The organism is Leptospira neocaledonica (assembly GCF_002812205.1).
Lineage (GTDB): Bacteria > Spirochaetota > Leptospiria > Leptospirales > Leptospiraceae > Leptospira_B > Leptospira_B neocaledonica.
The window spans coordinates 233267-247803 of record NZ_NPEA01000001.1; the positions used below are offsets into that span (position 1 = coordinate 233267).

A 14537-nucleotide genomic window follows, 5' to 3' on the forward strand; every position below is an offset into this window, starting at 1 on the left:
ATGAAAAAAGTAGCCGTATTAGCCGGGGACGGAATCGGCCCCGAGGTCATGAAGGTGGCCCTATCCGTTCTTAAAAAAGCACTCGGCTCCAAAGCCTCCGACTTCCAATTTACAGAAGCGCTTGTAGGAGGAATTGCAATCGATAAGACCGGAGGCCCTCTTCCTCCGGAAACATTAAAACTTTGCGAAGAATCGGATGCTATTCTATTCGGATCAGTAGGAGGTCCTAAATGGGAATCTCTTCCTCCTGAAAAACAGCCGGAAAGAGGAGCACTACTTCCACTTCGTAAACATTTTGATCTATTTGCAAATTTACGACCTGCGATCATCTATCCTGAACTTAGAAATGCTTCTCCTATTAAACCGGAAATCATTGGAGAAGGTCTGGACATTCTTATCCTAAGAGAATTAACCTCTGGGATCTATTTCGGTCAGCCAAAAGGTAGAGAAGGAAGCGGAGCAGAAGAATTCGCATTCGATACAATGAGATATTCTCGCAGAGAGATAGAAAGAGCAGCAAGAGTTGCATTCGAAGCCGCGAGAAAAAGAAATAATAAGGTCACAAGTATCGATAAGGCGAACGTATTAACCACTTCCGTTTTTTGGAAAGAAGTGGTAATCGATTTGCACAAAAAAGAATTTTCCGACGTCCAATTAACCCATCTTTACGTGGATAATGCGGCGATGCAGCTGATCGTAAATCCGAAACAATTCGACGTGATCCTTTGCGAAAATATGTTCGGGGACATTCTTTCCGACGAGGCTTCCATCATCACTGGTTCCATTGGGATGCTTCCTTCCGCCTCCCTTTCAGAATCCGGCTTCGGTTTATATGAACCATCCGGCGGCTCGGCTCCTGATATAGCGGGCAAAGGAATTGCAAATCCGATCGCGCAAATTTTGAGTGCCGCCCTACTCTTACGTTACTCTTTCTCTATGGAAGAAGAAGCTCAAAAGATAGAATCTGCGGTCCGTAAAGTGATTTCCGCTGGAAAACGTACCAGAGATATCGCCGAGAAAGGTGCTGAAATTTTGGGAACAGAAGAAATCGGAATAGAAATTGAGAAGGTTTTATAAAGCCTGGAATTGAATTCCTTGCCCGGAAATTTCATATTTTTACGTATATAAATACTAAAAGTGCGAAACTTTCTGGAAATTTCTTGAATTAACGGGGACGGTGACTGGATGAAAGGCGGAGTAGCTCCATCAGGAAGACCTTATCAGGTAATCATTGCGGAAAATTCTAAATTCCAAGCCAAACAATTGGCTCAGATCCTGGAATCCGAAGGTTACGAAGTAGTCGGTTTTGCCGAATCGGGCAAAGAGCTCCTGAATATGTACAAGGAAAACCGAAAGGTGGACCTGATTACATTAGACCTTCACCTCCCTGTGATAGACGGTTTTGCTGCCTTTCACGAAATGAAAGAAATGGGAGTCCTTCCCAGAGTGATCGTGATCACCGACGAAAACACTCCTGCAGTCATCAAGTCTCTGACCGATGACGGTATCATGGACTATCTAGTAAAACCGATCAAAAGAGAAAAGGTTCTAGAAAAAGCGAACGCTACTGTTCGCAAGACGATCAAAATTTGATCCTAAGTTTTGATCTTTAGGATCTTATTCCAACCAGATACAATTTAAATTCCTACCTGTATCTCCCCTTCTATGACTGAAAAATTTAGAATTGGGAGACATGGTGCAAACCCCTGCAGTTTCCAAAAAGGGCTGGATCCCCAGACTTTTGATTCTATGAAGTAAGAAGGTTTTTTGCTCTAAAAGAAACTTTCCAGGCTCTTCCAATGCCTTTAGAGAATTCGGAACCTCTTTTCGAAAAAGAGAAGCCACATCTTCCCCGACTTCGTAATGTTTGCCGGTCGCATAAGGCCCCAAATAGAAATGAACTAGTTCTGGATCTACTCCGTATTTTTTTTGCACATGGGCCAAAGTTTTTTCGGTAATTCCTGCGAGAGTTCCTTTCCAACCAGAATGGATTACGCCTACGAGAGCCGGCCTTCCCGTCCAAAAGAAGATGGGCATACAGTCTGCCGTTTTAACGACCAGTATCTTTTTAGGTTCGGTAGTGAATAATGCATCCCCTGTAGGAATATCGGAGCCCGAGGAACCGTTTGCTTCCAGGATCGTAGTTCCATGTTCCTGATTCATGAAAAATACTTCTGCACCCGTGACTCCGGATGCTTGGGCCACCCTTTCCCGGATAAAATTGGGATCGTTTGGATCGCCGGCAGCCTCTTTGTTTCCCAGGATCAAAAGCCTCAGGCTTCTTTTATCTTCTAGAAAAAATCTATGATCGATCATACTTGACTTGGGGAAGTCCTGGTCTTGTATAGAAAAGAGAGGAAATATTTCGAGCCGTAAAACGGAACTGAAAGACAATCCCGGAAAAAAAGTCCCATGTCCCAAACCCCTAAAGTAAAAATCTGTGGAATCCGAAAAGTAGACGATCTGAAAGTCTGCGTAGAAGAAGGAGCCGATCTGATCGGGATCAATTTTGTTTCCTCCAGCCCAAGACTAGTCTCTCCCAAAGAAGCGGAGATATTGATCACCTATTTATACACTTCCATTCCATCATTTTTGCGTCCGAAAATCGTATTCCTTTTTTATAAATCTTCAACCCAATATATAGAACCACTTTTAAAAAATTTAACCCACGACTATGTCCAATACGTTAGCGATGACTCTTTGGCTCCGGGGGAAACTTCCCCACTTTACCAAACCAGGGATTCTAGAATTCTTTCGTATCGTGTTCGAGGAAAAGTAAACGATGACTCCTTACATTTCCTTAATTCCGATTTATTGATATTAGATAGTTATAAATCGAATGCTGGCGGAGGAACTGGAGAAAGTTTTCCTTGGGAACAGGTTTCCGAGGTTCGTCGACCTTATCTACTCGCTGGAGGTTTAACTCCTGAGAATGTTGCAAAGGCACTTTCCCAAACCAAGGCCTATGGAGTGGATGTAGCAAGCGGTGTGGAATCTTCTCCCGGAAATAAGGACCAGGAACTCATTCGGAATTTTATCAGAAATGCAAAACAATTCTCTTACAACGGAAACTAATTCTCCGGATCTGACAGAAGCCCTAGATACTCCTATGATGAGGCAGTATCTAGAGATCAAGGCTAAGTTCCCTGATTCTATCCTATTCTTCCGAATGGGAGATTTTTATGAGATGTTTCTGGAAGATGCAAAAATTGCCTCTGCAATTTTAGATATTGCACTTACCAAAAGACAAAACTCGGTTCCTATGTGCGGGATCCCATTTCATAGTAAGGACGGATATATTTCCAGATTACTATTAGCTGGAAAGAAGATAGCTGTTTGTGAACAATCTAGGCCCGAAGATGGAAATACAAAACTAATGACCAGGGACGTGGTGAGAATCATCACGCCCGGCACAGTCATCGAAGAACATTTACTTTCCGGTTTCCAAAACAATTATCTTTGCGTATTAGTCCCGAAAGCTGCATTAATCTTTGTGGGAATGGCAGACGTTTCTACGGGAGAAGTTTTACATTTTGCAGTTCCAATCTCCAGGACCCATGTATTGGAATCGGAGTTCGTAAAATTCAAACCAAGCGAGATTTGTGTATTCTCTCAAGACTTAGAACGGATCAGGACCTGGCAGAACTTCGGAGAAAGAGAATTAACCGTTTTAGATGCGTCCAAAGTCGGGGCCGAAAACTCCAATGACCCTTTCCAAACCGTTACCAAAACATTAGAATATTATATTAGAGAGAATTATAGGGACGGGACTCTCAGTTTAAGAGAACCTCGAATCTTACAAACAGGTTCTTATCTAGAGATGGATCGAGAAACCATCCTGAATCTGGAACTGATCGAAAACGAAAAAGAAGATAAGGGTCATACCCTATTTTCCGTTCTGAATTTTTGCAGCACAGCCAAAGGGAAAAGAGTTCTGAAACAAAGGATCTTATTTCCGGAAACAGATCCAGCCATTCTAAAATCCAGATGGGAAAAACAGGATATTATTAAAAAAATCCCTCTTGCCCATTTGACCCAGGCTCTTAAAGATCTGGGGGATTTAGAAAGAATCCTCGGCAGATTTAGGGGAAACAAGGCTTATCCTAGAGATTTTAAAACAGTTCTTTCTTCTATTCAAACATTGGATTCTCTAATCGGATTACTTTCTCCTTTCGGATATCCGATCTCCAAACCTGACAAATTAGATACATTAAAAGATTATATCGAAGAAAGGATCCATACGGACGAACTGCCCGTTATATTAGGAAATGGTAAATTTTTAAAAGACGGCTTTGATAAAAATTTAGATAGAGCCAGGGAAGCAGGTTCCAAAGGTGCGGACTGGATCTTAGAATTAGAAACGGAAGAAAAAAAGAAAACGGGCCTTTCGACTCTTAAGATTAAGTACAATAAGATCGTCGGTTATTTTATAGAGATCTCCCGTGTACAAGCAGAGCAGGCTCCTAAAGAATATCTCAAAAAACAAACCCTGGTTACCTCCGAAAGATTTACCACTGCCCGATTAGAAGAGATAGAAAGAACTATTTTAGAAGCGGATGAGATCATCCAAAAAGTGGAGAAGGCAGAATTTGAAAAAATGGTCCAAACCGTTTTGGAATATTCTTCCGAACTCCTGCTAGTCTCCGAAGAATTTGGAGACTTGGATTTCCAAATTTCACTCTTAAAGGCCGAGGAAAAATTCGGCTGGATCCGCCCCGAACTCAGCGAAGATTCCACTTTAGAAATGAAATCTTCCAGACATCCTGTGGTAGAAGCGAGTCTCCCGGTCGGTGCCAAATTCACTCCCAACGATGTGGGTTTGGATGGAAAAGAAAACTCAATCGCAATCTTAACAGGTCCGAATATGGCCGGTAAGTCCACATTCATGAGACAGATCGCAATCAACCAAATCTTATTCCAAATAGGAGGAAGTGTGGCCGCAGAAACTGCAAAACTTCCTATCTTGGACAAACTGTTCACTCGTATCGGAGCAGGAGACAATCTAAACGCAGGAGAGTCCACATTCTACGTGGAAATGAAAGAGACTGCGAATATTCTCAAAAACTGCACTTCTCAATCTTTATTACTTTTTGATGAAGTGGGAAGAGGAACTTCTACTTACGATGGAATGAGTATTGCTTGGGCGATTTTGGAATCTCTATCGGAGATGCACCCACGTCCCAAAACAGTTTTTGCCACCCACTACCATGAACTTACGGAACTCTCCAGGCTCCCGGGTGTTTGGAATCTTCATATGGAAACAGTGGAGAAAGACGATAAGGTAATCTTCTTAAGAAAAGTAAAACCTGGTAAGGCTAAAAAATCGTTCGGTATCTATGTTGCTCAGCTAGCAGGAGTTCCGGATTCTGTAGTGAAACGTGCCGCAGAAATTCTTACAGATATGGAGTCCAGGAAGAAGGAAATCCGCATCCAAACCAGGGAACCTTCTCTATTCCAGGATTTAAGTTCTCCAAATTCAGAGAATCAATTCTGGCAGGACTTCAAAAAAGAGATCGCGGATCTTCCGATCGATTCTATGACTCCGATCGAGGCTTTAAAACTATTAGATGATTGGCAAAAGAGAGTTAGTTCAAGAGGTTAAAGTTACGAGCCGGGATGTCAAATCGTGATGTTGGAATTCCAACATGCCGCGCTTAATCTTCAAACAAATACAGAAGAACGTCCATAGATGCAAAGTCTATCCAATTAGAAATATTGGACTTGAGACCTTCTTTCGCATGAAATCCTATACCGATACCGGAAGCTTCTAACATTAGTTGATCGTTTGCACCATCACCTACAGCTACGATATTTTCTCTTCCCAATTGAAAGCGAGATTGTAGCTCTAAAAGAGAATCTCTTTTGATATTTTTATCCACTACAATTCCGGATACAGTTCCTAAAAGTTTATCTTCCGTTCTGTCCAGATAATTCGCACGGATCTCATCTATGGAATATTCTTGTTTAAACCTTTCTAATATATCTGTAAAGCCGCCGCTGAAGACTGCGGTTTTCGCGTTTTTCTGTTTTAATCCCTCGAATAATTCAGGAACACCATGGTTCGGATGTAATTTAAAATACAATTCGTCGAAAACGGAAACAGGAAGGTCTTTCAGATAAGAGCATCTTTTTTGGAGAGCCTCTTGGAAGTTTAGATTTCCTTCCATGGCTTCCTTGGTCACATGTGCTACTTCTTCATAAACGCCAGCATATCTTGCTAGTTCGTCTATGACTTCTTCTCGAATTAAAGTGGAATCCATATCGAAACAGAATAACGCGCCGTTGTTTAAAAAGGAGGAGATTTGGATCAGATCTATTTTACGGAATCTTTGTAATTCTTGTCTGAGATAGATTAATTCTTCTCTCGAAAGTGAACGATCCATTCTCCAAACATCACATACATAATCTTTGGAAATTTCTGATTTTCTTTCTATAAAAACAGGTTGTTTGAATCGATCTGAAAGTGCTTCGGATAATCTTTGAGGATCCGAATCGTTTTTAGGACTAAAAAATAAGATCACTTGGATTATCGAACGAGAGATTTGATTTTGCGAAGCCAGATGATATAGGCATCTCTATTGATATGGATCGGATCTTTTTTACCATCATGAGAAAAGGCCAATTCTTCTTTGATAAAAGGGATCTCTTTTTGTCTAAACTCAGACCAAATATCTAAAAACTGCACATTTGGGTTCTCATTTGCGATCCGTAAAAGCCAAACATTTACTACAGGAGATACAGAATTCACATTTCGGCTCAAAACCGGCGGGATTCCTAGGATCAGGATTCTGGTATTTGGCAGGCTGGTTCTGATCTTTTGGATCAACTGTCTATGAATACCTTCTATATAATCCAGGCATTTACCGTCCCGGATATCGTTTCCACCAATCTCCAGGATAATGGTAGAAGGTTTTAAGTTCAATACTGTCGAGTCCAAACGATTCAGAAGAAGTTCGGTCATATCCCCTGCGATCCCACGATTCACGGAACCCGGAAAATCTGTTTGGATCAGATCAGGAGGAATTGCCGCGATCAGGCTATTTCCTACAAAAACTATATTCGCTTTTTTTAATTTTTCGTTCTCTTTGCTGTAGATCTGAACAGCTTCTAGATACAATTTCTGGTATTTTTCCCATTCGCCGGCGTCCCGGACACCAATCTTGTCCACACATTTGAAATCAGGATTATAATAGTCGTAGATTGTCCTGGTTTGGAAAACAGAACAAGTGATTAGGGAAAGAAGAAAAAAACAAATCCCTAATACCTTCATTTGATTTGGGTCCCTTAAAAACTCTCAGTTCTCGGATTCTTTCATATGAAATCGTTTATGCCAATCAGCGATCTGAGCTTGCAGATATTCTTCCGTGTCACAAATACGAAATTCAATTGGGTTGTTGGAAACTGTATCGATCAATTTGGCTTCAATATAGCCGTTTTTTAGTTTATTGATCTCTATTTTATATTTCATCCGACAATCTCCGTTATATCCAGGATTTTCACCCCTACCAGAGTTTCAATCTATTCCGAAATTAATCTTGGAAAACCACCGAGCCTGGGAATCTTCCCATAGTCGGTTTGAAAATGCTATACGATTTTGGTTCTCAACTCAAAAAAACTATTTCAAGGATTTCCGATATTTATAAAGTTCCGGGAAATTTTCGGGAGCATATGGATGGTCTTTTCCGAGAGCGGATTCCCAATCGATTTCTTCTCCCATACCGGAAGAAAATTCAGGATAAAAACCTGAGTCCAAAATCATTCGAATCGTGTCGGCTGCATCGGAACCTTTTACGTTCAAATACCCGCTTGCAAACAAGGAATTCGCGGCGTATAAAGCCATTCCTTGCAATCCTCTGAGATGCCCTTCTCTTCCTGCCGCAATACGGACTTCTGAATCTGGATTCACTAAACGAAACGCAATAAGCGTTCTGAGGCAGAATTCAGGGGTCAAACTTTGAGGATTTTTAATCGCATGTCCTGCAACCGGGATGAAAAAATTCACAGGGATTGAGATCACTTTTAGATTTTTAATCTCGTAGATAACATCTGTTAGATCCCAAAGAGATTCTCCCATTCCAACGATCACACCGGAACACATTCCAACACCTGCTTTCATCAAATGTGTAATGGTTTCCACTCTTTGTTCGTAGGTATGTGTGTCACAGATTTCGGGATAGTGTGCCTTAGAAGTATTGAGATTATGATTGTATCTGTCTAGTCCGGCTGCCTTCAAACGTTCGGCTTTTTCTCTGTCCAATAGACCCGCGGACAAACATACTTTCAGGCCTAACTCTTTGCTGATCTTCTCAATGGTGAATGCCAGTTTTTCTGTGGCCAAGGAATTCGGCCCTGTTCCTGCAGTGACCATACAGAAACGGTACGCACCGTTCTCCTTTGCTTGGACTGCGTCCTGGAAAATCTCCTCAGGAGATTTCATGGAGTATTCTTGGACTCCAGAGCCTGCATTCTTTCTTTGGGCGCAGTAACCGCAGTCTTCCGGACAATGTCCGTTCTTAATATTGTCTAGAACGTGGATCCGAACCGTTTTACCGAAGTATTTTTCCCGGGCCTTGTACGCCTTGTCCAAAGCTTCAGTCAAAGGGATCTGGCCACTTAGAATGGCATGTGTTTCCTCCCGATCTATAATGCTTGGCACCTCTGAAAATACTTTCTCTTCGGTAACTTGGGGAGTTTCTAGACTAAGTTTCATTCTGCTGATAGTTTTCGAGCCGGTGTTTTCCTTGGCAATCTATATTCAGACTAAAAAACGGGTGTTCGTCAATCTTGGATTTTGTAAGCGGAAAGTCCTTCTCGGATTGCTTGAAAAACTTTATCCAAAGAAGATTTAGAAATATTATACGGAGGCGTGACATATATCACGTTACCAAGAGGTCTGAGGATAACTCCTTTCTCTTGGCAGATCCTGCGGAATTCTCTTGCGAACGGATTCACATAGCCAGGTTGGACTTTTCCCGTAAAAAGTTCCCCTACACCTACGGAACCAAGCACTCTTGTATTTTTGATCTTGTCTGGAAATTCAGCTCTTAGTTTGGACCAACCTTCTTCCAGATATGATTCCAATCGTCTTACATCAGCGAGTCTGTTTTCTTCTTTATAAATTTTTAATGAAGCGAGTGCGGAAGCACAACCAGGCGGATACCCTGTCATTGTATGCCCATGGTAGAATGCTTTCATCGGTTCTGAGGATAAAAACTCTTTGTAAATTTCTTCCCTGACTAGGGTCACTGCCAAAGGCAGAATCCCGGCTGTTAGTCCTTTTGCAAGTGCCACCATATCCGGACGGATCCCTGCCTTTTGGTAGGCAAAATTGGCCCCGGTTCTTCCAAAACCTGTAAACACCTCGTCCAAAAGAAGAAGCACATCATAACGTTCTGTGATTTCCCTAAGTCTAGTCAGAACGCTCGGTTTATGGAATAACATTCCACCTGCACCGGCAATCAAAGGTTCCATGACCACTCCTACAACTTCTTCGGAGTGAGCGGATAAATACGCCTCGAGTTCATCCAAACAATCTTCCGCACATGAATGTGGGGATTTGAAAACAGGGCAATCATGGCAGGCAGGAGAAGGGAAATTTTTGGTTTGGAATAAAAGGCTTTGGAAAACTCTATTGAATACTGAATCCCCGCCTACACTCATCGCTCCTATCGTGTCCCCGTGATAGGAATAGGAAAAGTTGATAAATACTTTTTTCTTTTCTCTGCCTTGGTTTCTAAAATACTGCAAAGCGATCTTTAGCATGATTTCCAATGCAGTAGAACCATTATCGGAAAAGACAACTTTACGAAAATGCCAGTCAGTGAATTCTAAAAGTTCATGAGCCAACTCCAATGCGGGAGGATGAGTAAAACCTGCGAGAAGTACATGATCCAAAGAATCCAACTGCTTTTTAACAGCATCCACAAGTTTGGGATGATTATGGCCGTGGATACTCACCCACCAGGAAGAAATTGCGTCTATATATTCCTTTCCGTTCTCATCATATAAAAATTCTCCCTTTGCAGAAACTATCTTTAAAGGAGGATCGGAATCTAGTTGGATTGTGTATGGATGCCAGATCAAGGGAAAAGTAAGTCCGGAAGGATCCTATCCGGATCGAATTCTTTTACAACCTTATCTAAGAATTCTTTTCTAGACAACTTTCTTTCCGGTAGAAGAAATGTCCCCAAAAGTCCTATTTCAGCTGCTTCTATTATGGTCCGGATATTATCTGAACGAAGAGGATTTTCAGGACCTATAAAATACACTCCTAAAACCTTGATATCTCTTTTTCGAAGTGCATCAATGGACAATAATGTATGATTGATTGTTCCAAGTTCTGTAGAAGCTACTAAGACCAATGGAATTTTTGCCTGCTCTACCAAGTCGGCGGTAAAATAATAACGGTTGAGAGGAACATAAACACCTCCCGCACCTTCTACCAATATTTTAGCATCTTTGATACTGAATAGATGCCTGGAAAGTTCATCGGTATCCACAGTAGTATTTTCCATTTCGGAAGCGAGATGAGGAGAAGCAGGAAGTTCGAATGTATAATAATTTTTTAAAAAGTAAGATTCGTTTAGTCCGGTGAGATTCATAATCTTTACACGATCTGAATCTGCTCCAGTTTGGATCGGTTTTAGATATTTTAGTCCAAGCTCTTCTGCATACTTGGCCATCATCAGAGAGCAAAAAAATGTTTTACCAATATCGGTCCCGGTTCCGGTTACAAAAATGGACAAACTTAATTCTCCCGAACCAATTGTACGAATTTTTCCAAGTCCTTTCTTTGGATCTTAGAGTTGAGAGAAACTCTGATACGCGAAATATCTACCGTCGGAGGTCGTATTGCCTTAGCTTGGAATCCGTTTTGATCTAGACGTGAAGAAAGTTTTAATGCTTCTTCTTCCGATCCCAAAAGTATAGGAACAATTTGAGTATTTGAATTTCCCGTATCTCTTCCGATCCGGTGAAGAGAATCACGGAAGAATTCCGAATTTTCTGCTAATATTCTTCTTTCATGATCCATCTGTCTTGCTAGACGGATTGCTACTCTGCCCGCATGAGCGATTGCAGGAAGTGGACCGGTCGAAAACACAAATGTCCTGGCGGAATGAAGTAAATATTTCCTGGCATCCTTAGTGGTGGAAATAACAGCACCTTCTAATCCTAATGCTTTTCCTAATGTAGACATTCTAAAATCTATTTCTGAAGATCCGGAGATATTATCTTCTAAGGAAACTCCAGCACCTTCTTTCCCGAAAAGTCCGATCGCATGAGCCTCATCCAAATAGAGAAGTGCCCCGTATTTTTCTTTCAGATTTAATAAGCCGCGTACATCCGTTTTGTCCCCGTCCATACTGAATACGGACTCGGTGACGATCATCTTATGTTTAGTGCCTTGGTATTTTTTTAAGGAATTTTCTAGATCGTTTAGATCCGAATGTTTATAATATACTTTTTTGGCTCCGGAAAGTCGAACCCCGTCCATTAAAGAAGCATGATTCTTTCGATCACAAAAAATCGTATAAGAAGGATCTGCAACACAAGAGATCGCTCCCAAATTCGCTGCATATCCGTTCGCAAAGAAGAGAGAATCTTCGGATTGTACCCAATTTGAAAAATCGTTTTCCAATTCTTCGAATACTCTTCGATGGCCTCGAACTAAACGGCTCGCGGTAGAACCTGCACCGTAGATATCGATACCTTCTTTTAAAGCTTGGATGATTTCAGGATGATTAGAAAGCCCCAGATAATCGTTGGAGCAAAGGTCCAGGCCAGAAGGAGGATCCAAGACCCGGATCCTCTTTTGAGATTCTAACCTGGAGAAGAAAGCAGGAAGCTCCGAATAGAAAGGAAGTTTCGTGGATGGAGTTTCCTGCACGGGATATTTCCGAAAGGGATTATAACATCCCTTTTACTTCGTCTCTCTCTGATTTTAGTTCATCGTGAGTGATATTGAACTTCTCTTTCGCAAAGTCGTTCAATTCCAGTCCTTTAATGATCTCAACTTTATTGCCATCAGACTTCACTGGATATCCAAAGATCAAACCCTTGTCAGCGCCGTAAGATCCATCGGAAGTTACAGCAACGCTGAACCAATCTCCTGCAGGAGTTGGAGTGATGATCTGACGAACCGTATCCACAACTCCGTTAGCAGCAGATGCGGCAGAGGAAGCTCCTCTTGCTTTGATGATCTCCGCTCCACGTTGTTGAACGTTCTTAATGAAATCACCTTTTAACCAATCATGATCTTTGATCACGTCGGTTGCGGCTTTTCCACCGATCTTAGCATTATAGAAATCAGGGTACTGAGTAGAAGAGTGGTTTCCCCAGATCGCAACATTCGTTACGTCTTTTACAAGATTTCCAGACTTGATCGCAAGTTGGGATTTTGCTCGGTTCTCATCCAGTTTGGTCATTGCAAACCAACGATCTGTAGGAACTCCTTTTGCATTATTCATAGCGATGAGGCAGTTCGTGTTACAAGGGTTTCCGACTACTAAAACTCTTACGTCGGAAGCCGCGTTTTTCTCGATCGCTTTTCCTTGGTTTACGAAAATCCCACCGTTAATTTTAAGAAGGTCACTTCTTTCCATTCCTGCTTTTCTTGGAACGGAACCAACGAGCAGAGCCCAATTGATGTCTTTAAAAGCGACATCCAGATCCGCGGAAACACTTACTTTTTGCAAAAGAGGAAAGGCACAGTCTTCCAATTCCATGATCACACCTTTAGCAGCAGGAAGAGCCGCCTCCAGTTCCAACATTTGGATCTCTACAGGGGTGTCCGCTCCGAACATTTGACCGGACGCAATCCTGAATAGTAAAGAATATCCGATCTGCCCTGCGGCACCCGTAACTGCCACCTTAACTGTTTTTGCCATTTGAAACTCCTAATATTTTATATACGATAGAGCTTAGTTGTTTTTTAGCTCTTCGTCGATGATCTTCGTGAAATTTTGGATCGGCATATTGCCTTCCACTAAAATACCGTTAATAAAGAATGCAGGTGTTCCGTTTACTCCGTAACCTTGTCCAGCCTGCATATCAGCTTCGATCTCGCTCTTGATCTTGTCCTCGTCTGCAATACAACGATTGAAAGCTCCCATGTCCAAGCCGACTTGTTGGGCCAGTTTGATCACATTCGCTTTTTCTAATTTTCTTCCGTTCTCGAATAGAAGGCTATTGTACTGCCAGTATTTTCCCTGGGGAATAGAACAGTTTGCCGCAACGTGAGCGAACATTGCATTTCTATGAAAATCCATAGGAAAATCCCTAAAGACCCATTTTATCTTATCCTTATATTGTTCTCTGAGAGCCTTAGTAGTAGTTTGGCTCATCGCGCAATATGGACATTCGAAATCTGAAAATTCTACGATTGTAACTTTTGCGTCGTTAGGTCCGATTGTTGGATTCTCGCTAGCATCGATCGCAACTCTAGTTGGAGGAGGAAGTTCAGGTCCAATAATCTCAGTATTATACTCTTCTCTCATTCTTCCGAAGAAGGATTGTCTTTCTCTATCAGCCTGAACCGCTTTTAAATATTTTACGATCTCGCCTTGGACTGCTGCTAAAGGTTTTCCTTTTAAGCCAGGCTCATTCTTGAATTGATTATAAGCTGCAACAACTTCGTCCTGAACAGGCTCGTAACCTCTTCCGAACTTAGTAAGCTCTTCTACAGGGATTCCTTTTGCAGCCGCTTCTTTTTTTAGGATCTCTTGGGAAGCAAGCTGAGAGAACATTCGATACATCTGCTGATTATTCTCTTGCAGATATTTACGATAAGCGCCCGGGTTATCCTTTTTTATATCCGAGATGGTATAGAATCCAAAAGTTCCGATTCTCATATAATGTTCTGGAACAAAGAACTTCACAATAGGATAAATAGATAATAGAACGTAAGCTAAAAAGACCCAAGGAAGTGCGGCCTTAAATTTCTGACCGAAAACACGGTCCAAGAGAGTGGTAGAAGTTTCTTCAGACATAATATCCTTACCAAGGGAGAAATATTCCCCTAGCTGCCAATTTAGAAAGCCGAGTATTGGAGGCAAACGAATAATTCGGGGGGTGAAAAAGGCAAAAATCCGCTCCTATCCATGGGAAAAAAACCGTTCAAATTCCGGCTTATATAGGAATTATTTCGAAAAAAAATTAAGCAAGCGATCGGATATCCGATAGGAATTAATAGGGACCTGAAAACGGAGGTTTAGGTTTATGAACGTAAATGGGATACAATCGGGACAGTATCCGGCGACTTGGTCACCGGTACAGAAAGAAGCAAAACCCGAAATAGAAACGGTCGGAGACGTATTGGAGATCCAAGGTGTCGATCGGAAAGGAATCAAACTGAAAAACGAACATGGCGCGGACGAATTAGTAATGAAACCGAGTCCAGTAAGCGCAGAAGAAAGAATGAGCCAAGTGATTAGTCCGGAACAAATGAAGGATCTTTTATCCATGATCGTAAGTTCCAGATTTAGCTCCTTCTCAGAAACGAAAACCGGTCGCGGTAAGATAGATTTAAAAGGATAAAA

15 protein-coding genes are annotated in these 14537 nt (G+C 41.7%); 5 read left to right on the forward strand and 10 right to left on the reverse strand.

Annotated elements, in window-relative coordinates:
* Together leuB and CH365_RS01050 are read left to right on the forward strand one after the other, a co-directional pair.
* Positions 1-1077, forward strand: a complete 1077-nt coding sequence (leuB, locus tag CH365_RS01045; RefSeq protein WP_100766754.1) for a 3-isopropylmalate dehydrogenase — start codon at positions 1-3, stop codon at positions 1075-1077.
* A 108-nt stretch (positions 1078-1185) separates the two neighbouring features.
* A complete protein-coding gene (locus CH365_RS01050) occupies positions 1186-1593 on the forward strand; it encodes a response regulator (RefSeq protein WP_100766755.1) in 408 nt (135 codons plus the stop codon).
* A 24-nt stretch (positions 1594-1617) separates the two neighbouring features.
* On the opposite strand, the gene pgeF is transcribed toward CH365_RS01050, so the two are convergent.
* Positions 1618-2316: a peptidoglycan editing factor PgeF gene (gene pgeF, locus CH365_RS01055; protein WP_100767011.1), complete on the reverse strand. Its 699-nt coding sequence runs from the start codon at positions 2314-2316 to the stop codon at positions 1618-1620.
* A gap of 96 nt (positions 2317-2412) precedes the next feature.
* On the opposite strand from pgeF, the gene CH365_RS01060 reads away from it, so the two are divergent.
* Together CH365_RS01060 and mutS are read left to right on the forward strand one after the other, a co-directional pair.
* Positions 2413-3075 (forward strand): phosphoribosylanthranilate isomerase, encoded by a 663-nt coding sequence (locus CH365_RS01060; RefSeq protein ID WP_100766756.1) that lies wholly within the window; start codon positions 2413-2415, stop codon positions 3073-3075.
* On the forward strand, positions 3044-5602 hold the full coding sequence (mutS, locus tag CH365_RS01065) for a DNA mismatch repair protein MutS (RefSeq protein ID WP_100766757.1): 2559 nt from the start codon (positions 3044-3046) through the stop codon (positions 5600-5602). Before CH365_RS01060 ends, mutS begins: the two co-directional genes overlap by 32 nt.
* 52 nt (positions 5603-5654) lie before the next feature.
* Here mutS and serB read toward each other — a convergent pair whose 3' ends face one another.
* From serB to CH365_RS01105, 9 genes are all read right to left on the reverse strand, one after another.
* The gene (serB, locus tag CH365_RS01070; RefSeq protein ID WP_100766758.1) at positions 5655-6521 is read right to left on the reverse strand and encodes a phosphoserine phosphatase SerB; all 867 of its coding nucleotides are present in this window, start codon (positions 6519-6521) and stop codon (positions 5655-5657) included.
* A 5-nt stretch (positions 6522-6526) separates the two neighbouring features.
* The gene (locus tag CH365_RS01075; protein WP_100766759.1) at positions 6527-7270 is read right to left on the reverse strand and encodes a GDSL-type esterase/lipase family protein; all 744 of its coding nucleotides are present in this window, start codon (positions 7268-7270) and stop codon (positions 6527-6529) included.
* 24 nt (positions 7271-7294) lie between these two features.
* Positions 7295-7468, reverse strand: coding sequence for a hypothetical protein (locus CH365_RS19930; protein ID WP_008591702.1), 174 nt, complete (start codon positions 7466-7468; stop codon positions 7295-7297).
* A gap of 147 nt (positions 7469-7615) precedes the next feature.
* Positions 7616-8710: a biotin synthase BioB gene (gene bioB / locus CH365_RS01080; protein ID WP_100766760.1), complete on the reverse strand. Its 1095-nt coding sequence runs from the start codon at positions 8708-8710 to the stop codon at positions 7616-7618.
* A 68-nt stretch (positions 8711-8778) separates the two neighbouring features.
* Positions 8779-10083, reverse strand: coding sequence for an adenosylmethionine--8-amino-7-oxononanoate transaminase (bioA, locus tag CH365_RS01085; protein ID WP_100766761.1), 1305 nt, complete (start codon positions 10081-10083; stop codon positions 8779-8781).
* A complete protein-coding gene (gene bioD / locus CH365_RS01090; protein ID WP_100766762.1) occupies positions 10080-10745 on the reverse strand; it encodes a dethiobiotin synthase in 666 nt (221 codons plus the stop codon). The genes bioA and bioD overlap by 4 nt, the downstream gene beginning before the upstream one ends.
* Before the next feature lie 2 nt (positions 10746-10747).
* Positions 10748-11887: an aminotransferase class I/II-fold pyridoxal phosphate-dependent enzyme gene (locus tag CH365_RS01095; protein ID WP_100766763.1), complete on the reverse strand. Its 1140-nt coding sequence runs from the start codon at positions 11885-11887 to the stop codon at positions 10748-10750.
* Between the two features lie 19 nt (positions 11888-11906).
* Positions 11907-12887 (reverse strand): malate dehydrogenase, encoded by a 981-nt coding sequence (locus tag CH365_RS01100; protein ID WP_100766764.1) that lies wholly within the window; start codon positions 12885-12887, stop codon positions 11907-11909.
* Between the two features lie 33 nt (positions 12888-12920).
* Positions 12921-13988 (reverse strand): DsbA family protein, encoded by a 1068-nt coding sequence (locus tag CH365_RS01105; RefSeq protein ID WP_100766765.1) that lies wholly within the window; start codon positions 13986-13988, stop codon positions 12921-12923.
* 229 nt (positions 13989-14217) lie between these two features.
* Between CH365_RS01105 and CH365_RS01110 the strand changes: the two genes are divergently transcribed.
* A complete protein-coding gene (locus tag CH365_RS01110) occupies positions 14218-14535 on the forward strand; it encodes a hypothetical protein (protein ID WP_100766766.1) in 318 nt (105 codons plus the stop codon).
* The last annotated feature ends 2 nt before the right edge of the window (positions 14536-14537 follow it).